Below are 22,069 nucleotides of genomic sequence, written 5' to 3' on the forward strand. Positions count from 1 at the left end.
TCGTTTGTTACGAATGCCGTCGTAATGTTCCGTCACGCAGCGGAAGCAGCACCCAGGAAACGCGAAACGGGCCGCCACTCCCGCCCGAAGGCGAGGTGGCGACCCGTTTCAGAGTGCTGCTTAAGCGTTGCCGCCCGAGAGCTTCTCGCGCAGAGCCGCGAGAGCCTCGTCGTCCGCGAGGGTGCCGGCGCCGGCAACCTCGCTGGTGAAGGACTGGCCGCCGCCGAAGTCTTCGCCGGCTGCTGCCTCGGCCTCGGCCGCCTTGACGACCTGAGCCTTGTGCGCCTCCCAGCGAGCCTGGGCCGCAGCGTACTCCTGCTCCCATGCCTCGCGCTGGGCGTCGAAGCCTTCCTTCCACGCACCGGTCTCGGCGTCGAAGCCCTCCGGGTACTTGTACTCGCCGTTCTCGTCGTACTCGGCGAGCATGCCGTACAGGGCCGGGTCGAACTCGGTGCCGTTGGGGTCGACCGACTCGTTGGCCTGCTTCAGCGACAGCGAGATGCGACGACGCTCGAGGTCGATGTCGATGACCTTGACGAAGACCTCTTCGCCGACCGACACGACCTGCTCGGCCAGCTCGACGTGCTTGCTGGAGAGCTCGGAGATGTGGACGAGGCCCTCGATGCCGTCTGCGACGCGGACGAACGCACCGAACGGAACGAGCTTGGTGACCTTACCCGGCGTGACCTGACCGATCGCGTGGGTGCGGGCGAAGACCTGCCACGGGTCCTCCTGCGTCGCCTTCAGCGACAGGGAGACACGCTCGCGGTCGAGGTCGACCTCGAGGATCTCGACGGTGACCTCCTGGCCGACCTCGACGACCTCGGAGGCGTGCTCGATGTGCTTCCAGGACAGCTCGGAGACGTGCACGAGGCCGTCCACGCCGCCCAGGTCGACGAACGCACCGAAGTTGACGATCGACGACACGACACCCTTGCGGACCTGACCCTTGTGCAGGTTGTTCAGGAACGTGGTGCGCGACTCCGACTGCGTCTGCTCGAGCAGCGCACGGCGGCTGAGGACGACGTTGTTGCGGTTCTTGTCGAGCTCGAGGATCTTGGCCTCGATCTCCTGGCCGAGGTACGGCGTGAGGTCGCGGACGCGACGCAGCTCGATGAGCGACGCCGGCAGGAAGCCACGGAGGCCGATGTCGACGATGAGTCCACCCTTGACGACCTCGATGACCGTACCGGTGACGACGCCGTCGTTCTCCTTGATCTTCTCGACGTCTCCCCAGGCACGCTCGTACTGTGCGCGCTTCTTGGAGAGGATCAGACGGCCTTCCTTGTCCTCCTTCTGGAGAACGAGGGCCTCGACCAGGTCGCCGACAGCGACGACCTCGTTGGGGTCGACGTCGTGCTTGATCGAGAGCTCACGCGAGGGGATGACACCCTCGGTCTTGTAGCCGACATCGAGGAGGACCTCATCGCGGTCGATCTTGACGATCGTGCCTTCGATGATGTCGCCGTCGTTGAAGAACTTCAGGGTCTTCTCGACCGCGGCCAGGAAGTCCTCAGCAGATCCGATGTCGTTGATGGCGACCTGCTTGGTGGCCGGGGCGGTCGTTGCGGTAGTCATGTAGTGGGTTGTCCTTGTTGAATGGAGACTCGGGCTGAGACTCAACGGCCGCGCACGGCCGACTGCATGCTTCTCAGCGGTTGGATTTTGGTTTTCTCGCCACGAGGGCATGCGCGTGCACGCCACGAGTGACGGTTAAGGCTATCAGAACTTCGGATGCGGCAGGAAGTCGGATTCGGGCCTGCCGGAGCTGTGGATAACTCGAACGGGCATCCCGTCCCCCGAGTTAGCGTGACCGGGTGATCTCCCCGATGCCTTCCTTCCGCTCCTTCGCGCGCGCTGCTGCCGTCACGAGCGCTCTCCTCCTGCTCGTCGGCTGCACGCCGGACCCCTCTCCGTCTCCCACGCCGACGCCCGCCTTCGCCTCGGAAGAAGACGCCTTCGCCGCCGCCGAGGCGACCTATCGGGCGTACACCGATGCCCTGAACCAGGTCGACTTCGCTGACACGGACACATTCGAAGACGTCTACGCGCAACTATCCGGTTCCGCGGCGGAATCGACACGGAAAGCTTTTAGCCAGTTTCACGCGGATCATTTTCGGTCGAGTGGGACCACTCGTTTTGACTCCTTCAGACCCGTATCCGCAGACCTAAACAGCGGAAAGGTGCATGCGAACGTGTGCAGCGATGTCAGCGACATCGAAGTCCTCGACGCTTCGGGCGCATCAGTCGTTTCCGAGGATCGCCCTTCTCGTCAGCCGCTGGATGTGACGTTCGCGACGCGCCACGACACGACGTCGATCACGATCTCGAAGCTTGAGGCAGCCGAGGCCTTCACGTGCGCACGCTGACGCTCATCGCTGTGCTTCTCATTCCGTCAGCGCTCACGCATGTTCCGGCGAGCGGCGGGTGCAATGCCGCGATTTCGATGACGACCGGATGCGCGACGAATCAAGGAGACCGGCTGACCATTACCGAGACACGAGCCGGCCAGGTACCGGAGGAGGACCTTGCGCCTGCCCAACCTCGGGTTGGCCCGACTGACGAGCCGACGCCCTGCACGACCGATCCCGTACGCCAGGCTTCCTGCAACATCACCGCTGAGCGGGTGACGAACGACGAAGGTCGCCCCCTCACCATCACCGACGTGGCGCAGTTCGCCCCTGCTCCCGCCACCACCGTCGGGGAGCCGGGCAATGTCGGCATCGCGGGCATGCCCGCGAACTTCGTGGCGGCGGCATCCGTGCACACCCGCGCAGGGACGCTGTTCGACAGACCGACCAGCGTGCGGTTCACCCCGGTCCGATTCAGCTTCACGTACGGCGACGGCGGGACGACGACGACGAACACCGGCGGGCGGTCCTGGGCTGCGCTCGGTCAGGCGCAGTTCACGCCGACCCCGACGAGCCATTCGTATCGCGAGCGCGGCACCTACTCGGCGCACGTCACCGTCCACTACACCGCCGAGGTCGACATCGGCGGTGGATGGTTCCCGATCGACGGCGAACTGTCCATCGACGGCCCCGCGCGGCAGATCCGTGTCTACGAGGCGGAGACCGCTCTCGTCGCTCGCACCTGCGCCGAGCAACCCGGCGCGCCCGGTTGCTGACCGCGGACCGACCGCGCTCTACGCTGAGTCCATGACCCGCCCCGACCGCCTCATGCTGCTCGACACCGCCAGCCTCTATTTCCGTGCCTTCTACGGTGTCCCCGACAAGGTGACGGCGCCGGACGGATCGCCGATCAACGCCGCCCGCGGTCTGCTCGACATCATCGCCAAACTCGTCACCCTGTATGAGCCGACGCACGTGATCGCCTGCTGGGACGACGATTGGCGCCCGCAGTGGCGTGTCGACCTCATCCCCAGCTACAAGACTCATCGCGTCGTCGAAGTCGTGGCCAGTGGGCCCGACGTCGAGGAGGTACCCGACCCGCTCGAGGCGCAGATCCCGCTGATCCGCGAGACGCTCGCCGCCATCGGCATCCCCATCATCGGCGTCGCCGAGCACGAGGCCGACGACGTGATCGGCACACTCGCGACCGATGCGACGATGCCGGTCGACATCGTCACGGGCGACCGGGACCTGTTCCAGCTGGTCGACGACGCCCGCGACGTCCGCGTCATCTACACCGCTCGCGGCATGAGCAACCTCGAGGTCGTCACCGATGCGACCGTGGTCGCCAAGTACGGGGTACTTCCTTCGCAGTACGCGGACTTCGCCACGATGCGCGGCGACGCCTCCGACGGCCTGCCCGGCGTCGCGGGCGTGGGAGAGAAGACGGCGGCGACGCTCCTTCAGACCCACAGCGACCTCACCGGCATCCGCGCCGCGGCGGAGGCCGGCGAGGGGATGAGCGCGGGCGTCCGGGCGAAGATCCTGGCGGCTTCGGACTACCTCGAGGTCGCACCGACCGTGGTCGCCGTGGCGACCTCGCTGCCGATCAGCGCACCCGACGTCCCGCTGCGGGTTCTCGACCCCGCCGAAGTAGACGCCGCAACCGCCCTCGCCGAGAAATGGAACCTCGGCGGTTCGATGACGCGCGCGGTCGCGGCCGTATCGAAAGCCGCCCTGCGAGCCGACTGATCGAAGTAGCGGCGCCGACTCACCCCGCCCAGGCGAGCAACCGCGAGAGGCCCCAGGTCGTCACGATCCGCGACGGGGGTATCCCCGCCCGTTCGGCGCGCTCTGCGCCGTGATCGAGCAACGACAGCTGTCCCGGCGCGTGCGCATCCGAATCGATCGAGAACAGGCACCCCGCGTCGAGCGCGATGGCGATCAGCTCGTCCGGAGGGTCCTGCCGCTCCGGACGCGAGTTGATCTCCACCGCCACACCGTTCTCTGCGCACGCGGCGAACACGGCGGCGGCGTCGAACGCCGACGGCGGACGCGTTCCCCGGTCGCCCTGCACGAGCCGCCCCGTGCAGTGCCCGAGCACGTTCACCCGCGGATGCGAGACGGCCGCGATCATGCGCGCCGTCATCGGCCGTGCGTCCATGCGCAGCTTGGAATGCACGGAAGCCACGACGATGTCGAGTTCCGCGAGCAGGTCGTCTTCCTGATCGAGCGTGCCGTCCTCCAGGATGTCCACCTCGATGCCTGCGAGCAGGGTGAAACCCTCGCCCGATTCAGCTCGCACCAGGGGCATCTGCTCCCGAAGACGTTCGGCAGACAGACCGCGTGCCACCCGCAGTCGCGGAGAGTGGTCCGTGATCGCCTGGTATTCGTGCCCGAGCGCCCGCGCGGCCGCGGCCATGACCGGGATCGGAGTGGTGCCGTCGGACCAATCGGTGTGCGCGTGCAGGTCGCCTCGCAGCTTGGCACGCAACGCCGAGACGCGCTCCGGCTCGACGTCGCCGCGCAACTCGACCAGATAGTCGGGCACCTGCCCCGACTGCGCCTGGCGGATGACGGCGAACGTGGATTCGCCGATCCCCTTGGCTGCACGAAGCCGCGTGGGATCGGTCTGCACATCGTCCGGCAGGTCCTGCAATGTCGCGGCGGCCTGGCGGAAAGCCTTCGCGCGATACCGCGACGCGCGCTCGCGCTCCAGAAGGGAGGCGATCTCGAGCAGCGCGTCGACGGGGTCCACGGTCACTCCTGGGCTGCCGCCAGTTCGCGACTGACGCCGATCCACTGATCGAGCTTCGCCAGGGCACGACCGTCGTCGACGGCCGCAGCAGCCTTGTCGTACCCCGCGCGCAACCGCTCGAGGATGGGCCGCTGCACCTGTGTCGCGTCCTGCGAGAGCTCGAAGGCCACGATGCCGGCAGCGGCGTTGAGGAGCACGATGTCGCGCACCGCGCCGGTCTCCCCCGCGAGCGTGCGCCGCAGCACCTCGGCATTGTGCTGCGGCGAGCCGCCGATCAGGTCGGCGAGGTCGGCGATCGGGATGTCGAGGTCGCGCGGGTCGAGGTCGTGTTCGTGGATATCTCCCCGCGTGACCTCCCAGATACGGCTGTGTCCGGTCGTCGTCAGCTCGTCGAGGCCGTCGTCGCCGCGGAAGACGAGCGCTGTCGCGCCACGGGTGCGGAACACACCCGTGATCAAGGGGACGCGTTCGATCTGCGCCACCCCGACGGCATTGGCTTCGGCGCGAGCCGGGTTGCACAGCGGACCGAGCATGTTGAAGACGGTCGGCACCCCGAGCTCGGCCCGGACGGCGCCGGCGTGCTTGAATCCGGGATGGAACGCCCCGGCCCACGCGAAGGTGATACCGGTGCGGTCGAGGATGGATGCCACGTCCGCGGGGTCGAGCGATAGCTCCAGACCGAGCGCTCCGAGCACGTCGGAAGACCCGGAGGCGGAGCTGGCCGCACGGTTGCCGTGCTTCACGACCGGCATTCCCGTGGCGCCGATGATGATCGCCGCGGTCGTCGACACGTTGACGGTGCCGACGCGATCCCCACCCGTTCCGACGATGTCGAGCACGTTCGGTGACACCGGCAGCGGCACCGCGGCTTCGAGGATCGCATCGCGGAAACCGACGATCTCGTCGATCGTCTCGCCCTTCGCGCGGAGAGCGACGAGGAAACCGGCGAGCTGGGCCTCGCTGACCCCGCCCTGCATAATCTGACGCATCGCCCACGTGGACTCCCAGACACTGAGATCGCGGCGCTCCAGCAGGGAGGTGAGCACGTCGGACCAGGTCAGCGAATCAGGCATGTGTGCGATCCTATCGGCGCGGAGAAAACGCGGAGAAAACATGCAGATGCTTCCGCACGCATGCGCAATTCGCCCCCACCCCCTGTTTCCCGCGGATTCACCGGGTATTCGCAGTGTTTTCTTAGGGTCCCCTAAGTCATCGGAGGGCGATTCGAAGGCCGCGGGTGCAAGAATCACGCCCGAGGATCGGCCATAATGGAGGGGTGACGACCTCAGCGACGTATGCCCCGGCGGCGAGAACGATTAAGCGGCCCAACCCGGTAGCTGTCGGCACCATTGTGTGGCTCGGCAGTGAGGTGATGTTCTTCGCGGGACTCTTCGCGATCTACTTCACCCTCCGCAGCACCTCCCCGGAGCTGTGGGCAGACCGGACCGAGCTGCTGAACGTCCCGTTCGCCGCAGTGAACACTGCGATCCTGGTCCTCTCCTCGTTCACGTGCCAGATGGGTGTGTTCGCGGCAGAAGACCTGCAGCCCTACAAGATCGGCAAGGGGCAGAAGAACGGCGCCGGACGCCGTCGCCTCTTCGGCTGGGGAATGGTCGAGTGGTTCTTCCTCACCTTCGCCCTCGGCGCGATCTTCGTCTCCGGCCAGGTGTGGGAGTACGCACAGCTGGTCGCTGAAGGCATGCCGATCAACGCCGACTCGTATGCCTCCGCCTTCTACCTGACGACCGGCTTCCACGCCCTCCACGTCACGGGCGGCCTCGTCGCGTTCCTGCTCGTCATCGGACGCGCATACGCCGTCAAGAACTTCCGGCACAAGGAGGCGACCTCCTCGATCGTGGTGTCCTACTACTGGCACTTCGTCGACGTCGTCTGGATCGTGCTGTTCCTCGTTATCTACTTCCTGAAATAAGAGCGGAGCTGATCCCCGAGATGGCACGAGAGAAGAAGCGCCGTTCCAGCGGTCGTCGCAGCCCTTTGGCGGCGGCCGCGCTCATCGGCGCAGGCCTCATGATCACCGGCGCCGTGTACGCCGGTGCATCGGCTGCGTTCGCCGCATCCGACACGCAGACCGCGTCGACGCAGCTGACCGTCGAAGACGGCGAGAAGCTGTTCCAGGCGAACTGCGCCACCTGCCACGGCCTCGACCTGCAGGGCACCGCCAACGGCCCCAGCCTGTACGGCGTGGGTGAGCTGGCCACCGAGTTCCAGCTGTCCACCGGTCGCATGCCCCTGCAGATGCAGGGACCGCAGGCTCCGCAGAAGACGCCGCAGTTCACCGAGGACCAGATCCTCGCGATCTCGTCCTTCGTGCAGTCCGAGGCTCCTGGCCCGACGTTCCCTGCCGACCACATCCTGGACGGAGAGGGCGACGTCGCGAACGGCGCTGAGCTGTTCCGCGTCAACTGCGCGATGTGCCACAACGTGGCCGCCGCCGGTGGAGCACTCACCGAGGGCAAGTACGCTCCTGGACTCCAGGAGACCAGCGCGCTGCACATGTACGCGGCCATGGTCACCGGCCCGCAGAACATGCCGGTCTTCGGCGACATGAACCTGTCCGACGAGGACAAGCGCGACATCATCTCGGCGCTGCTCTTCCAGCAGCAGTCCGTGCAGATCGGCGGATTCTCGCTCGGTTCGCTCGGACCGGTCTCCGAGGGCCTGTTCGTGTGGATCTTCGGAATCGGCGCGCTCGTCGCCATCACCGTGTGGATCACGGCGAAGTCCAACTGACGCTTATTCATCGAAGAGGAACGTACGAGGAGCACCATGGCACACGACGACGACTCGCAGGCTCTTGACAGGGCCTACCAGCCCTCTCCGGGGCTGGGTGTCGCAGTCAGCGATCCCGTGCAGAACCCCGGGCTTCCGCCGCACCGCGAGCGGATGACCGACAAGGACCCGCGCGCTGAGAAGGCCGCTGTCCGCACTGTCTACACGCTGTTCTACCTCTCGCTCGCCGGCAGCATCTGGGCGGTCGCCGCCTACATGCTGTTCCCGATCGAGAGCGGCGCGCTCATCGACATCCGGCAGAACAACCTCTTCATCGGCCTCGGCATCGCTCTCGCGCTGCTGGCCCTCGGCATCGGTGCGATCCACTGGTCCAAGGCGCTCATGTCCGACAAGGAGTTCGTCGAGCACCGCCACCCCACCCGGGGCAAGGATGCGACCCGAGAGGCGGCCGTCCAGGCCTTCGCCGACGCGAACGAGGAGTCCGGCTTCGGACGCCGCACCGTGATCCGCAACTCGCTGTTCGCCGCCCTGGTCGCCTCGATCATCCCCGGTGTCACGCTCTTCCGTGGCTTGGCACCGCACTCGACCCCGGATGACCCCACTGCGGGCGACCCGGTCGTGCTGCTCAAGCACACGATGTGGGAGAAGGGCGCACGCCTCGTCCGCGACCCGGACGGCACCCCGATCCGCGCAGCGGACGTGACCCTCGGATCCGCGTTCCACGTGATCCCGGAGGAGCTCGCCACGCTGAGCCACCACGACGGCTACCTCGAGGAGAAGGCCAAGGCCATCGTGCTGATGATGCGTCTGCGCCCCGACCAGCTGATCGAGGCCGAGGACCGCAAGGACTGGTCCTACGACGGAATCGTCGCCTACTCCAAGGTCTGCACGCACGTCGGATGCCCTGTGGCTCTGTACGAGCAGCAGACCCACCACCTCCTGTGCCCGTGCCACCAGTCGCAGTTCGACGTCACGGACCACGCAAAGGTCATCTTCGGCCCGGCGGCTCGTCCGCTGCCGCAGCTGCCCATCACCGTCGATGACGAGGGCTACCTGGTCGCACGCAGCGACTTCAAGGAACCCGTCGGCCCGAGCTTCTGGGAGCGCCATTGAGCACCGCAACGCTGTCCAAAGACGACAAGGACACCAAAGCACCCCTCGGCGGTCGCTTCGTCGGTGCCGCGTCGAACTACATCGATGAGCGCACCAGCCTCTCGGGCTTCGTCAAGGAGCTCGGACGCAAGATCTTCCCCGACCACTGGTCGTTCATGCTCGGCGAGATCGCGCTGTGGAGCTTCGTCGTCGTGTTCCTCTCCGGAACCTTCCTGACGTTCTTCTTCCAGGCATCGATGGTCGAGACCCACTACACCGGCGCCTACGCCCCGATGCGAGGCATCGAGATGTCCGCGGCGCTCGAGTCGTCGCTGCACATCTCGTTCGACCTGCGCGGTGGCCTCCTGGTCCGCCAGATCCACCACTGGGCAGCGCTCGTGTTCATCGCCGGCATCGGCGTGCACATGCTTCGCGTGTTCTTCACCGGTGCGTTCCGCAAGCCGCGTGAGCTCAACTGGGTGATCGGCTTCATCCTGTTCATCCTCGCGATGGCAGAGGGCTTCACCGGCTACTCGCTCCCCGACGACCTGCTCTCGGGTAACGGCCTCCGCATCATCGACGGAATGATCAAGGGTCTCCCCCTCATCGGCACGTGGACCTCGTTCCTCCTCTTCGGCGGCGAGTTCCCCGGCACCGACATCGTGGGGCGTCTCTACACACTGCACATCCTGCTGCTGCCGATGATCGTGATCGCCCTCATCGTCGTGCACCTGATGCTCATGGTCATCAACAAGCACACGCAGTTCGCCGGCCCCGGCCGCTCGAACGACAACGTCGTGGGCTACCCGATGATGCCGGTCTACATGTCGAAGATGGGCGGCTACCTGTTCATCGTGTTCGGCGTGATCGTGATGATCGCGACCTTCTTCCAGATCAACCCGATCTGGAACTACGGTCCGTACGACCCGTCCCCGGTCTCCGCCGGCACCCAGCCGGACTGGTACATCGGCTTCGCCGACGGCGCACTCCGTCTGGCACCGTCGAACTGGGACATCGTGTTCCTCGACCGCACGTGGTCCTTCGGAATCATCGCGCCCGTGCTGGTGCTCGGCCTGTTCATCGTGGTCGTCGCGATCTACCCGTTCATCGAAGCGTGGGTCACCGGCGACAAGCGCGAGCACCACATCGCACAGCGTCCCCGCAACGCGGCGACGCGCACGGCCATCGGCGTCGCCGGCGTCGTTTTCTACGCCGTCCTCTGGGCTGCGGCATCGTCCGACCTCATCGCGACGCACTTCATGCTCACGATGGAAGGCGTGATCCACACGCTGCAGGCGCTGCTCTTCCTGGGCCCGATCCTCGGATACTTCGTCACGAAGCGCATCTGCATCGCGCTTCAGAAGAAGGACCGCGAGATCGTGCTGCACGGCTTCGAGTCCGGCCGCATCGTGCGCCTTCCCGGTGGCGAGTTCATCGAGGTCCACCAGCCGGTCGACAAGTACGACCGCTGGAAGCTCATCGATGTCGACTCCTACGAGCCCCTCGTGGTTCGCCCCAACGCCAAGGGTCGCATCCCGTGGACGGAGAACCTCCGTTCCTCGATCTCGCGCTGGTTCTTCGAAGACCGTCTCGCCCCGCTCACGCAGGCCGAGGTCGAGGCAGCCGACGCACACCAGCACCACGTGACGGCTCAGAACGACGAGACCGAGGCTGCGGAGATCCAGGGCGCTCATGAGCGCGCCGGCTTCCCTGACGCCCCCCTCACGGTCGGTGAGACCCACGTCGACGAGACGGCGAACACACCCAGCACCGTGATCTCCACGGAGCCGGTGAAGAAGCCTCGCAAGAAGGACTCGGAGGACGGCGAGTAGCCGCCACTCCCCCACTGATGAAGGCCTCGTCCACCAGGACGAGGCCTTCATCGTTGATCCGTGAATGAGAGGATCGAATCATGTCTTCCGTCGTCCAGCTGATCCGTTCCACCACCCTCGCCGACGCGCCATACGCCTATGCAGCGACCGCTCCCGTCGGGGCGCGACTCATCTTCCTCGCCGGTGCTTGTCCGCTCAACGATGACGGCACCACCGCAGCGCCCGGCGACTACGCCGCGCAGGCAGCCCGGTGCATCGAAACTCTGAAGAGCGCACTCCACGTCGCCGGTGCCTCGCTCACCGATGTGATCAGCACGCGGGTGCTGGTGGCCTCCTCCGCGCAGGCCGACCTCGTCACGGCTTGGGATGTGATCCACGCCGCTTTCGGCGCCCACGACGTCCCCAGCACCCTCTTGGGTGTCACCGTCCTCGGTTACGACGACCAGCTCGTCGAGATCGAAGCCATCGCCGCCGTCGCTGGAGAGTGAACGTGGAGATCCGCGTACGTCCTGCACAGCGGACGGATGACCCGACCATCGAACAGATCGAAATCGCCGCAGACGCCTTGCTGGTCGATCTTTTCGCCGCTGCCGACTGGCCTCCGCCGACCAGCGCACAGGACCGGGCGTCGATGCCCGGATTCGTCCTCGTCGCCGAGCCCGACGATGTCGGCGCTCCATCTCCCGAGCCCGTCGGTTTCGTTCACGTCCTGGAGATCGACGGACACGCTCATCTCGAGCAGCTCTCGGTTCTCCCCTCCTTCGGGCGTCGCGGAATCGGCCGTCGACTCGTGCAGGCCGCCCTCTCGGAGGCTCGTCGCCGGGGGCACCGGAAGATCACACTGCGCACCTACCGCGACGTCCCGTGGAACGCGCCCTTCTACGCCTCCGCCGGATTCTCCGTCACCGAGCCGGACTCTCCCCTGCTCCGCTCCCTCATCGACACGGAGACCGCTCTCGGGCTCTTCAGATACGGCCCTCGCGTGCAGATGTCGGCGACTCTCTGAGGGGACGACGCTGACGGTATTCGCTCTCTGCGCGACAGGAATCTGCTCGGATCAGCGGATGGCCTCGTCCTAGGCTGAGATCATGATCGATCGCACCGACTTCTATGCCGCCAAGCTCGCCTACGAGACGGATCCCAGCGATGTCCACGCCGCGCTCAAGGCCGGCGAGGACGTCATCGTCGTGGATGTCCGCTCCGAAGAGGCGTGGACGCAGGGCCGGGTGGCCGGCGCCGTGCACATGCACTACAGCGAGATCGCGTCTCGCGCCCGGTCCGAGGTGCCGGAAGGAGCGGACGTCGTCGTTTACTGCTGGAGCCCGGGCTGCAATGCCGGAGCGAAGGGCGCCCTCGAGTTCGCCCGACTCGGCTATCGGGTCCGCGAGATGATCGGAGGCTTCGAGTACTGGGTGCGCGAGGGCTACCCGGTGCAGGACGCCGATGGCGTCCATCACCGCCCCGTGGATCCGCTGACCGGTATCGCACGCGTCCGTACTCGCGCCTGAACGCGGCCCCCTCATGACACGAAGAAGGCCCCCGGACGAATCCGGGGGCCTTCTTCAATGCGGCTGTCTCAGCGTGCGAAGTTGCCGCGGTAGTACTCGTACACCCAGCCGACGATCGCGACGACGAAGATCGCGAGTCCGATCGGGAGCAGGAAGTGACCGACGGCCAGGCCGACGACGAAGACACCCGCCGAAGCCGCGAGAACGATGGGCCACCAGGACCACGGGCTGAACTCGCCGAGCTCGGGGTCGCCGTCATCGATGTCGGCCGTGAGGATGTCTTCCGGCAGCTCACCGTTCTGCGCCTTGTGCGTGCGGTCGAGGTAGAACGCGACCATCGCCGCCATGAAGGCTGCGAAGAACAGGGCGACAGTTCCGACCCACTCGATACGCATCGCGAAGTTGTCGGACGGAGTGACCAGGATGTGCCAGCCGGTGTAGACGACACCGACAAGGGCGAAGAACGCCGTCAGCACCCACCAGAGAATGACGTTGTCGCGCATGACTTAGTGGGCCTCTCGCTCGCCGGGTGCCGTGGTCGCGAACTCGGCAGCCTCCGGGTGATTCAGATCGAACGCAGGACGCTCGCTGCGGATGCGCGGGATCGACGTGAAGTTGTGACGCGGCGGCGGGCACGACGTCGCCCACTCGAGCGATGCGCCGTAGCCCCACGGGTCGTTGACCGTGACCTTCGGAGCCTTGCGGGCCGTGATCCAGACGTTCAGGAAGAACGGCAGCATCGAGGCGCCGAGGATGATCGCTCCGATCGTGGAGACCTGGTTCTGCCAGGTCCAGCCGTCGGCCGCCGAGTAGTCCGCGTAACGACGGACCATGCCGTCGACACCCAGCCAGTGCTGGATGAGGAACGTCATGTGGAATCCGATGAACAGCATCCAGAAGTGCACGTAGCCGAGACGCTCGTTCAGCATGCGACCGGTCCACTTCGGCCACCAGAAGTAGAAGCCGGCGAACATGGCGAACACGACGGTACCGAACACCACGTAGTGGAAGTGAGCGACGACGAAGTACGAGTCGGAGAGCGCGAAGTCCAGCGGCGGGGCCGCGAGGATGACACCGGTCAGACCACCGAAGACGAAGGACACCAGGAAGCCGAGGGCGAACACCATCGGAGTCTCGAAGGTCACGGACCCTCGCCAGAGCGTGCCGATCCAGTTGAAGATCTTCACACCCGTCGGCACGGCGATCAGCATCGTCATCAGCGCGAAGAACGGCAGCAGCACCGAGCCGGTCACGTACATGTGGTGTGCCCACACGGCGACGGAGAGGGCCGCGATGGCGATCGTGGCATAGACCAGGGTCTTGTATCCGAAGATCGGCTTACGGCTGAAGACCGGGAAGATCTCGGAGACGATGCCGAAGAACGGCAGCGCGATGATGTAGACCTCGGGGTGCCCGAAGAACCAGAAGAGGTGCTGCCACAGCAGGACTCCGCCGTTGGCCGGGTCATAGATGTGCGCGCCGAGGATGCGGTCGGCGGCAGCGGCGAAGATGGCTGCTGCCAGCACGGGGAACGCCATCAGGATGAGCAGGCTCGTGATGAGCGTGTTCCACGAGAAGATCGGCATGCGCCACATGGTCATACCAGGAGCACGCATCGTGATGATCGTGGTGATGAAGTTGACGGCACCGAGGATGGTTCCGAAACCGGAGATGCCCAGTCCGACCATCCAGAGGTTTCCACCTGCACCCGGCGAGAACGACGCGCCCGCCAGTGGCTGATACGCGAACCAACCGAAGGAGGCCGCTCCCTGCGGGGTGAGGAACCCGGCGACCGCGATGGTCGAGCCGAAGAGGAAAAGCCAGAACGCGAAGGCGTTCAGACGCGGGAAGGCCACGTCGGGAGCACCGATCTGCAGCGGCAGGATCGCGTTGGCGAAACCCGCGAACAACGGCGTCGCGAACATGAGCAGCATGATCGTGCCGTGCATCGTGAACAGCTGGTTGTACTGCTCCTTCGTCGGGACGATCTGCATGCCCGGCGCGAAGAGCTCGGCGCGGATGACGAGGGCCATCACACCACCGAGGAGGAAGAACAGCACGGATGCGATCAGGTACATGTACCCGATGGTCTTGTGGTCGGTGGAGGTGATCCACTTGACGACGATGTTGCCCTTCTGCTCCACGCGCGAGGAGCTCATCAGAGCGGCCTGGCGGGCGGGCAGAGTGGTGGGACGCGACCTGGGGGTCTCGTCGGTACGGGGAGCTTCTGTGGTCGACATGACTTACTCCCCTCCTTCCTCGGTGTCGGTCTTCGCGGTCGTTCCCGGGAAGTTCGCGAGACGGTCGTACGCGTCGGTGATGTCGCCCGTGTTGCCCTTCTCCTCGAGCGACTCGAGGTACGCGTCGTAGTCGTCCTGAGAGACGACCTTCACGTTGAAGAGCATCATCGAGTGATACTCACCGCACAGCTCGGCGCATTTGCCGGCGTACTCGCCCTCACGGGTGGGGATGAACGACCAGGAGTTGTCCTTCCCGATGAACATGTCCTTCTTGTAGAGGAAGTCGATGATCCAGAAGGAGTGGATGACGTCGCGCGACTGCAGGTCGATCGTGACCTTCTTGTCGACCGGCAGCACCAGGGTCGGCAGCTGCGACTGGTCGATGTTGCCTTCCGCATCGGGCTGGGCCTGGATGCCCATGGTCCACACGGCGTCGGAGTTGTCTTCCTCTTCGCCGTCGTACTGGAAGTCCCACGCCCACTGCTTGGCGATCGCGGTGATCTCGACGTCGGGGTCGTCCCACTTGGCCTCGATCTCGGTCTGATCCCGAGCAGTGAAGAAGAACATGCCCAGCACGAGGATGAGCGGCACGATCGTGTAGAAGATCTCGATCGGCATGTTGTAGCGCATCTGCACCGGGAGGCCGGTCTGGCCCTTGCGGCGGCGGTACGCGATCGCTGCCCACGCCATCAGGCCCCAGGTGATGATGCCGACGGCGAGAAGCACGATCCAGGAGTTCACCCAGAGCGACGAGACACGCTCGGTCTGATTGGTGGCTGCGGGGCCACCCTCCACGAAGCCCGGAAGAAAGCCGTTCAGCTCGGTGGGAGAGCATCCCGCCAGGGCCACGGCTGCCACGACTCCCACAGGGAGTGCGGCCCAACGAAGGCTGCGTTTCGAGGGCACGATGCACCTTTCAGATCGCGAACAGAGCACACCCAAGTCTAGGGCAAGCTCACACCTGATTCATGCCAACCACGCAGGTTCCGAAAGCGGAACGGCCGCCGTCACCAGTGGTGACGGCGGCCGATCCGGCAGACGGAAGATCAGTGGAAGCTGTCGCCGCACGCGCAGCTGCCCGCTGCGTTGGGGTTGTCGATGGTGAACCCCTGCTCGGAGATCGTGTCCTTGAAGTCGATCGCCGCACCGTCGAGGTACGGGACGCTCATGTTGTCGATGATCACCTCGACACCGTCGAAGTCGACGGTCTCGTCGCCCTCGAGGTACCGCTCGTCGAAGTACAGCTGGTAGATCAGGCCCGAGCATCCGCCGGGCTGCACGGCGACGCGCAGACGGAGATCGTCGCGGCCTTCCTGCTCGAGGAGGTTCTTCACCTTCGTGGCGGCAGCGTCGGTCAGGGTGACGCCGTGTGCGCGGGTGGTCTCTGGGGAGAGTGTGGTGTCGCTCATGTCGCTCCTTGTGACGGGCCGCAGGTGCACGGCTTCTCGGATGATTCTACGCCGCAGATCCTGTGAGGCTCAGAGTTCCGCCGCATTCATACGGGTGAGCAGCAGCGCCTCTGTCGCAACCGCGTGGCGGAAGGTGTCGAGGTGCAGCGACTCGTTCGGGCTGTGCGCGCGAGAATGCGGGTCTTCGACGCCGGTGACGAGGATCTGCGCGGACGGGAACTCCCGCACCAGGTCGGCGATGAACGGGATCGAACCACCGACACCCAGATCGACGGGCGGGACACCGTAGCCGTCGCGCATCGCATCGCGCGTCAGCTGCACCGCCCATCCGCTGGTGTCCACGAGGAAGCCATCGCCCAGGTCGACATCCGAGAACGCCAGCTCCGCGCCGAACGGGGCGTGTGCCCGCAGGTGGCTCTCGAGGGCGTCGTACGCGTCCTGTCCCGTCTGCCCTGGCGCGACGCGCGCACTGATCACCACCGTGACCTCGGGAAGCAGCGTGTTGGATGCCGCACCCACGCTCGTCGCATCGATCCCGATCACGGTCACCGCGGGCTTGTTCCAGATCCGGCTGAGGATCGTGCCGTCGCCGATCGGAGTCGTGCCGGGCAGGAGCCCCGCCTCGTCGCGGAGCGTCGCCTCGGTGTAGTCGGGGGTGGGGGCGTCGCGCTCGGTCATTCCGGCGACGGCCACGGAACCGTCGGCGTCCCACAGCGTCGACAGCAGCTTCACCGTCGTCATCATCGCGTCGGGCACCGCACCCCCGAACATGCCCGAGTGCGACGCGTGGTCCAAGGTGCGCACGCGCAGCGTGAAGCGGGCGTTGCCGCGGAGAGAAACGGTGAGCCCAGGGGTGACGGAATCCCAGTTGCCGGAGTCGGCGACCACGATGGCGTCGGCACGAAGTGCATCCTTGTTGTCGGAGAGGAACTGGGCGAACGAACGGGACCCGTACTCCTCCTCCCCCTCGATGAACATCGCGATGCCGAGGTCGAGGTCATCGCCGAGCACCTCGTGCACCGCTCGGATCGAGGCGATGTGCGCCATGATCCCCGCCTTGTCATCTGCGGCACCGCGCCCGTAGAGGCGCCCGTCCCGCACCGTCGGCTCGAACGGCGGGGTCTCCCAGAGTGCGTCATCGCCCGGAGGCTGCACATCGTGGTGTGCGTAGAGCAGGATCGTCGGCTTGCCGTTGCGGGCCGCGCGCGTGGCGAGGACAGCCGGCTGTCCCTGCTCATCGGTGCCGGGGATCGCAGCGCGCAGCACTCGAACGTCGTCGAAGACTCCGGTGTCCGAGGCCAGCGCTGCCACGGCTTCCGCGCTGCGCTCCAGCTGGGTCTGGTCGAACGCGGGCCAGGCCATCCCGGGAATGCGCACGAGGTGGCCGAGGTCCGACAACGCGGAGGGGATGCCGGTCGCCACGGCCTCGAGGACAGCGGCATCGGGCTCACGGGGAGGAACAGGAGAGGTCATGCGAGTAATCTTAAGGTGATCCCCCGCAGCGAACCGAGGAACTCCGTGGCCACTACCCCTGTCTCCCCTTCGACGAACGACGACGCCTCCGAGACGCCAGCCGTCGGAAAGGGACGCGCGACGCCGACCCGTGCGGAGCAGGAGGCCGCTCGTCGCCGCCCCCTGGTCGCCAACACCAAGGAAGCCAAGGCAGCTGCCAAGGCCGAGCTCAACGAGCGCCGAGCCAAAGCGCAGGCCGGTATGGCCGCCGGCGAGGAGAAGTACCTCCCCGTCCGCGACAAGGGCCCCCAGCGTCGTTGGGTGCGCGACTACGTCGACGCGGGCTGGCACCCGGCCGAGTTCGTGATGGGCGTGATGGTGCTGGTCATCCTCGCCTCGCTGCTGCCCACGAACATGATGATCTCGTTCTATGCGTACGCGGTGATGATGGGCTACCTGGTGATCGCGATCGGCGGCATGATCCTGCTGAGCATGCGGGTCAAGCGCAAGGCCGCGGCGAAATTCGGCAAGGAGCGCCTCGAGCGCGGCCTCGGCTGGTACGCAGCGATGCGGGCCCTGCAGATGCGATTCATGCGCCTGCCGAAGCCGCAGGTCAAGCGCGGGCAGTACCCCGACTGACCAGTCCCCTGTTGATCTCGCGGCCCCAGAACGGACCGCGGTACAGGAACGCCGTGTAACCCTGCACGAGAGTGGCGCCCGCTTCCAGACGCTCCTGCACATCGGCAGGCGTCTCGACACCGCCGACCGCGATCACGCAGAAGTCGGCGGGCACCGCAGCGCGCACGACGCGCAGCACTGCGAGCGAGCGCTGCTTCAGCGGCGCACCCGACAGACCGCCGGCACCGGCAGCCTCCACTTTCGCCGCGTCCGCGAGCAGGCCGTCTCGACTGATCGTCGTGTTGTTCGCGATGATGCCCGCGAGACCTTCGGCGACCGCCAGCTGCGCGATCGCCGCGATCTCCTCATCCGGCAGGTCGGGGGCGATCTTGACGAGCAGCGGGGTGGCGCCGGCGGCCTGCTTGACCGCGCGCAGGAGTGGGGCGAGAGTCTCCACCGCCTGCAGCCCGCGCAGCCCCGGCGTGTTGGGAGACGACACATTCACCGCGAGGTAGTCGGCGAGCGGGGCGAGGCGGGTTGCGGAGGCCACGTAGTCGGCGGTCGCGTGCTCCACGTCCACCACCCGGCTCTTGCCGATGTTGACACCGACGACCGTGTCCGGGGCACCACGACGCAGGCGGGCGAGACGGCGTGCTGCCGCATCCGCGCCGGCGTTGTTGAAGCCCATCCGATTGATGACCGCGCGATCGGCGATGAGCCGGAACAGCCGCGGCTTCGGGTTGCCGTCCTGCGGAACCGCCGTGATCGTCCCGACCTCCACGTGCCCGAAGCCGAGCGCAGCCAAACCACGCACCCCGACCGCGTTCTTGTCGAACCCGGCCGCGATGCCGAACGGCGAGGGGAAGGTCAGACCCAGCGCCTCGACGCGCAGCGAGGGGTCCGGGCGCGTCATCGCGCGCGTCGCCCAGGAGAAGGGGGGCACGCCCAGAACGCGGATCACCGCCATTCCGGCGTGATGGGCGAACTCAGGGTCGAAGCGCGAGAGGACAGCGCGAAAGAGCAGCGGATACATCCCTGCCAGATTACCGGTCCGCGGGCTCCTGCTTCGTGTGGTCGGCGCGCAGGTCGGTGATCGCTGCCTCGAAGTCCTCGAGGGAGTCGAATGCCTGGTAGACACTGGCGAAGCGCAGGAACGCGACCTCGTCGAGCTCACGCAGCGGACCCAGGATAGCGAGACCGATCTCGTTCGCGTCGAGCTGCGAGACACCGGTCTGGCGGACGGCCTCCTCCACCCGTTGCGCGAGGATGGCGAGGTCGGCCTCGGTCACGGGCCGCCCCTGACACGCTTTGCGCACGCCGGAGATGACCTTCTCGCGGCTGAACGGCTCCATGACGCCGGAGCGCTTGATGACGTTGAGGCTCGCCGTCTCGGTGGTCGTGAACCTGCCCCCGCACTCGGGGCACTGACGGCGCCGTCTGATCGAGAGCCCGTCGTCGCTGGTGCGCGAGTCGATGACGCGGGAGTCGGGGTGACGACAGAAGGGGCAGTGCATCTGACCGATCCTACGCGCTGAAACGCGCCTCGATCGCCTCACCGTGCGCGGGGAGCACCTCGGTCTCGGCGAGGGCGACGACACCGGCGCGAACCTCGGCCAGCGCGGCACGGTCGTAGGAGATCACCTGCTGCGGGCGCAGGAACGTGTACGACCCGAGACCCGGCGCGTAGCGCGCCTGACCGCCGGTCGGGAGCACATGGTTGCTCCCCGCCATGTAGTCGCCGAGGCTGACGGGAGTCTGGTCGCCCACGAACACCGCACCGGCGCTGGTGAACGCCGCAGCCGCATCCTCGGCGTCGACGAGATGCAATTCGAGGTGCTCGGGAGCATAGGCGTTACTGAAAGCCGTCGCCATGGCACGGTCGTCGACGAGGACGATCGCGGATTGCGGACCGCCCAGAGACGCGGCGACACGCTCGCTGTGGCGTGTGACCGACGCCATACGCGCGACCTCGACGGCGACCTGATCAGCGAGCTCGACCGCATCCGTCACCAGGACGGCGGAAGCCTGCTCATCGTGCTCCGCCTGGCTGACGAGGTCCGCAGCGATGAGTCGCGGGTCGGCCTCGGCATCGGCGACGACGAGGATCTCTGTCGCGCCAGCCTCGGAATCCGTGCCGACGACGCCGGCTACGGCGCGCTTCGCAGACGCGACATAGTTGTTGCCGGGACCCGACACCACATCGACCGGGTCGAGGCGCAGCGAGGGAACACCATGCGCGAACGCGCCGATTGCGCCGGCTCCCCCCATGGCATAGACCTCGGTGACTCCCAGCAGGGCGGCGGCCGCCAGAATCGTCGGGTGGATTCGCCCTCCCTGATCGGCCTGCGGTGGCGAAGCCAGCGCGATCTGCTCGACACCTGCCACCTGTGCGGGAACCACGTTCATGATCACGCTCGACGGGTAGACCGCCTTGCCGCCGGGGATGTAAACGCCCACGCGGTGCACGGGCTGCCACCGCTGCAGAATGCGGGCCCCGGGGCCGATCTCGGTGGTCCGAGCCGTCGGCACCTGGGCTTCGGATCCGCGGCGCACGCGGACGATCGCCTCTTCGAGCGCGGCACGGACGGCTGGTTCGAGGGATGCGAGGGCCTCGGCGATGTGCTCCGCAGGAACGCGCACCTCGTGACCGGTCACCCGGTCGAACTGCTCGGCCTGCTCCCGGAGCGCCGCTTCACCACGGACGCGCACGTCCTCGACGATGCGTGCGGCGGTGTCGAGCGCCTCCGCACGCGCCTGTGCGGCGCGGGGTACGGCCGCGAGCATGTCAGCGGGCGAGAGCTCGCGCCCCCGCAGGTCGATCGTGCGCATTTCAGCCCTTCGAGATGTCGGAGATGTCGTGGAGGTAGCCGATCCGTCCGTCGTCATGTCGGACGACATAGGCACCTCCACGGTCCTCGATCACGAGTGCCCAGGCGCTCGGTCCGATGCGGAACAGCGGCTCTCCCCGCTCGTCATGCACATCCCGTTCGGAGGCGGCGAGAATCCAGAACGGCTGCGCGGCGGGCGTCGTCTCGCGCGGGTTCGTCGCATCGAGATCCGGGTCGCCATCGGCCAGGCCCTCCACGATGCGGGGCTCGTTCTCGGCTGTGACATCGCCGGTCTCATAGGTCGCCGCCGTCTCGAGCAGCGACTCGATGCTCCCGGTGTCCGAGACGATCTCGGGCTCCTGTCCGCGGGAACGACGTGAGTACGCGGGCGTGTACTCCTCGTCGGAGGCGTCGTGATCCGTCCCGACTCCGCCCCCGGACGCATGCGCCGTGAGGGGAACCTGCTCCGCGAGGTCGAATCGCGCGATCTCGTCCGTCGCCTGTCGGCCGGTCGTCTCGTCGTCGAGGTCGGTCACGGGAGGCAGTGCCGATCCGTCCACCGTGACATCGGCCGGAGTGTCACTGGTGGCCGCGGCCGATTCGGCGACGGGCGCGGGCTCAGGGCGTGGGCGTGCGATCACCGGTCGCACCGGATTGGCATTGCGATGGGCGAGCGTGACGAGACGTCCGTGGAAGTCCTCTTTCAGGCCCGGAATGATCGGGGCGAAGACGGTGAGCACGACCAGCGCAAGAGAGGTGATGACCATCCCCACGCCGCTCCACGGGAGCCCCCAGTAGCCGGTGGCGATGAGCCCCGAGATCGAGAGCCACAAATTCCCGACCCAGACGACAGCCGCGACGGAGAACGTCACCGAGGCGAACTGATCGATGCCCAACGAACCCACCCGGCGGATGCCGTCCGGCGAGAAGCGACGCAGCACCAGGAGGAACACGGCCACCGTCGGAAGCGCGATCGGAAGGATCCACTGGATGCCGACGCCCCACAGCGACAGGCCGCCGGTCAGCGGGAAGAAGGACAGGATGAAGGAGACCGCCCACACTCCGACGATCAGCAGCTCGCGCAGCGTGAACCCGAAGATGCCGAATTCCGGCGTGACCTCATCGTCGTACAGAACGCCGTCGTCGTCACTGAAGATCGAGTCCTCGGGGTCGGACTCGGGAAGGTCGGGTTCGGAGGTGTCCGTACTCATGATGGTCCTTTCGTCACAG

At 66.6% G+C, this 22,069-nt stretch carries 23 protein-coding genes; 11 read left to right on the forward strand and 12 right to left on the reverse strand.

What is annotated here, in order from left to right; all coding sequences use genetic code 11:
- Window positions 1–120 precede the first annotated feature (120 nt).
- Window positions 121–1,578: a 30S ribosomal protein S1 gene (gene rpsA, locus ACWGO6_RS12510; protein WP_105710170.1), complete on the reverse strand. Its 1,458-nt coding sequence runs from the start codon at window positions 1,576–1,578 to the stop codon at window positions 121–123.
- Window positions 1,579–1,817: 239 nt separating this feature from the next.
- On the opposite strand from rpsA, the gene ACWGO6_RS12515 reads away from it, so the two are divergent.
- The 3 genes from ACWGO6_RS12515 (at window position 1,818) to ACWGO6_RS12525 (ending at window position 4,103) form a co-directional block, all read left to right on the forward strand.
- Entirely contained in the window at window positions 1,818–2,369 is a 552-nt protein-coding gene (locus ACWGO6_RS12515) for a hypothetical protein (protein ID WP_452326855.1), read from the forward strand.
- Window positions 2,370–2,626: 257 nt separating this feature from the next.
- On the forward strand, window positions 2,627–3,127 hold the full coding sequence (locus tag ACWGO6_RS12520; protein ID WP_452326856.1) for a PKD domain-containing protein: 501 nt from the start codon (window positions 2,627–2,629) through the stop codon (window positions 3,125–3,127).
- A 31-nt stretch (window positions 3,128–3,158) separates the two neighbouring features.
- Window positions 3,159–4,103 (forward strand): 5'-3' exonuclease, encoded by a 945-nt coding sequence (locus tag ACWGO6_RS12525; RefSeq protein WP_452326857.1) that lies wholly within the window; start codon window positions 3,159–3,161, stop codon window positions 4,101–4,103.
- A gap of 19 nt (window positions 4,104–4,122) precedes the next feature.
- On the opposite strand, the gene ACWGO6_RS12530 is transcribed toward ACWGO6_RS12525, so the two are convergent.
- Complete coding sequence (locus ACWGO6_RS12530; protein WP_452326858.1) at window positions 4,123–5,109, reverse strand: PHP domain-containing protein; 987 nt, start codon at window positions 5,107–5,109, stop codon at window positions 4,123–4,125.
- Between the two features lie 2 nt (window positions 5,110–5,111).
- Window positions 5,112–6,182 carry an anthranilate phosphoribosyltransferase gene (trpD, locus tag ACWGO6_RS12535; protein ID WP_452326859.1) on the reverse strand — a complete coding sequence of 357 codons (1,071 nt, stop codon included), beginning with the start codon at window positions 6,180–6,182 and terminating at the stop codon, window positions 5,112–5,114.
- A gap of 203 nt (window positions 6,183–6,385) precedes the next feature.
- On the opposite strand from trpD, the gene ctaE reads away from it, so the two are divergent.
- From ctaE to ACWGO6_RS12570, 7 genes are all read left to right on the forward strand, one after another.
- On the forward strand, window positions 6,386–7,039 hold the full coding sequence (gene ctaE, locus ACWGO6_RS12540) for an aa3-type cytochrome oxidase subunit III (protein ID WP_029261593.1): 654 nt from the start codon (window positions 6,386–6,388) through the stop codon (window positions 7,037–7,039).
- A 20-nt stretch (window positions 7,040–7,059) separates the two neighbouring features.
- Window positions 7,060–7,860 carry a cytochrome bc1 complex diheme cytochrome c subunit gene (gene qcrC / locus ACWGO6_RS12545; RefSeq protein WP_136042154.1) on the forward strand — a complete coding sequence of 267 codons (801 nt, stop codon included), beginning with the start codon at window positions 7,060–7,062 and terminating at the stop codon, window positions 7,858–7,860.
- Between the two features lie 36 nt (window positions 7,861–7,896).
- Complete coding sequence (gene qcrA / locus ACWGO6_RS12550; RefSeq protein ID WP_452326860.1) at window positions 7,897–8,973, forward strand: cytochrome bc1 complex Rieske iron-sulfur subunit; 1,077 nt, start codon at window positions 7,897–7,899, stop codon at window positions 8,971–8,973.
- On the forward strand, window positions 8,970–10,784 hold the full coding sequence (gene qcrB, locus ACWGO6_RS12555) for a cytochrome bc1 complex cytochrome b subunit (RefSeq protein WP_452326861.1): 1,815 nt from the start codon (window positions 8,970–8,972) through the stop codon (window positions 10,782–10,784). Before qcrA ends, qcrB begins: the two co-directional genes overlap by 4 nt.
- 80 nt (window positions 10,785–10,864) lie before the next feature.
- A complete protein-coding gene (locus tag ACWGO6_RS12560) occupies window positions 10,865–11,272 on the forward strand; it encodes a RidA family protein (protein WP_452326862.1) in 408 nt (135 codons plus the stop codon).
- A gap of 2 nt (window positions 11,273–11,274) precedes the next feature.
- The gene (locus ACWGO6_RS12565) at window positions 11,275–11,790 is read left to right on the forward strand and encodes a GNAT family N-acetyltransferase (protein ID WP_452326863.1); all 516 of its coding nucleotides are present in this window, start codon (window positions 11,275–11,277) and stop codon (window positions 11,788–11,790) included.
- An 82-nt stretch (window positions 11,791–11,872) separates the two neighbouring features.
- Window positions 11,873–12,292: a rhodanese-like domain-containing protein gene (locus ACWGO6_RS12570; RefSeq protein ID WP_136042159.1), complete on the forward strand. Its 420-nt coding sequence runs from the start codon at window positions 11,873–11,875 to the stop codon at window positions 12,290–12,292.
- 68 nt (window positions 12,293–12,360) lie between these two features.
- Here the strand turns inward: ACWGO6_RS12570 and ctaF are convergent, their stop codons facing one another.
- The 5 genes from ctaF to ACWGO6_RS12595 form a co-directional block, all read right to left on the reverse strand.
- Window positions 12,361–12,795, reverse strand: a complete 435-nt coding sequence (ctaF, locus tag ACWGO6_RS12575) for an aa3-type cytochrome oxidase subunit IV (protein ID WP_029261586.1) — start codon at window positions 12,793–12,795, stop codon at window positions 12,361–12,363.
- A 3-nt stretch (window positions 12,796–12,798) separates the two neighbouring features.
- Window positions 12,799–14,532 carry an aa3-type cytochrome oxidase subunit I gene (ctaD, locus tag ACWGO6_RS12580; protein WP_205820323.1) on the reverse strand — a complete coding sequence of 578 codons (1,734 nt, stop codon included), beginning with the start codon at window positions 14,530–14,532 and terminating at the stop codon, window positions 12,799–12,801.
- A gap of 3 nt (window positions 14,533–14,535) precedes the next feature.
- Complete coding sequence (gene ctaC / locus ACWGO6_RS12585) at window positions 14,536–15,438, reverse strand: aa3-type cytochrome oxidase subunit II (RefSeq protein WP_136042160.1); 903 nt, start codon at window positions 15,436–15,438, stop codon at window positions 14,536–14,538.
- Window positions 15,439–15,578: 140 nt separating this feature from the next.
- Window positions 15,579–15,941: an iron-sulfur cluster insertion protein ErpA gene (gene erpA / locus ACWGO6_RS12590; RefSeq protein ID WP_017830247.1), complete on the reverse strand. Its 363-nt coding sequence runs from the start codon at window positions 15,939–15,941 to the stop codon at window positions 15,579–15,581.
- 69 nt (window positions 15,942–16,010) lie between these two features.
- Entirely contained in the window at window positions 16,011–17,414 is a 1,404-nt protein-coding gene (locus ACWGO6_RS12595) for a M20/M25/M40 family metallo-hydrolase (RefSeq protein WP_452326864.1), read from the reverse strand.
- A gap of 45 nt (window positions 17,415–17,459) precedes the next feature.
- Between ACWGO6_RS12595 and ACWGO6_RS12600 the strand changes: the two genes are divergently transcribed.
- The gene (locus ACWGO6_RS12600) at window positions 17,460–18,032 is read left to right on the forward strand and encodes a DUF3043 domain-containing protein (protein ID WP_136042162.1); all 573 of its coding nucleotides are present in this window, start codon (window positions 17,460–17,462) and stop codon (window positions 18,030–18,032) included.
- On the opposite strand, the gene ACWGO6_RS12605 is transcribed toward ACWGO6_RS12600, so the two are convergent.
- From ACWGO6_RS12605 to ACWGO6_RS12620, 4 genes are read right to left on the reverse strand one after another with little or no spacing between them, the layout of a single operon-like run.
- A complete protein-coding gene (locus ACWGO6_RS12605) occupies window positions 18,007–19,044 on the reverse strand; it encodes a quinone-dependent dihydroorotate dehydrogenase (RefSeq protein ID WP_452326865.1) in 1,038 nt (345 codons plus the stop codon). The genes ACWGO6_RS12600 and ACWGO6_RS12605 overlap by 26 nt on opposite strands.
- Window positions 19,045–19,054: 10 nt before the next feature.
- Window positions 19,055–19,525, reverse strand: a complete 471-nt coding sequence (nrdR, locus tag ACWGO6_RS12610) for a transcriptional regulator NrdR (RefSeq protein WP_136042164.1) — start codon at window positions 19,523–19,525, stop codon at window positions 19,055–19,057.
- A gap of 10 nt (window positions 19,526–19,535) precedes the next feature.
- Entirely contained in the window at window positions 19,536–20,840 is a 1,305-nt protein-coding gene (gene hisD / locus ACWGO6_RS12615; protein ID WP_452326866.1) for a histidinol dehydrogenase, read from the reverse strand.
- A gap of 1 nt (window position 20,841) precedes the next feature.
- A complete protein-coding gene (locus ACWGO6_RS12620; protein ID WP_452326867.1) occupies window positions 20,842–22,050 on the reverse strand; it encodes a hypothetical protein in 1,209 nt (402 codons plus the stop codon).
- Window positions 22,051–22,069 lie beyond the last annotated feature (19 nt).

This window comes from Microbacterium sp. NPDC055665 (genome assembly GCF_053618035.1).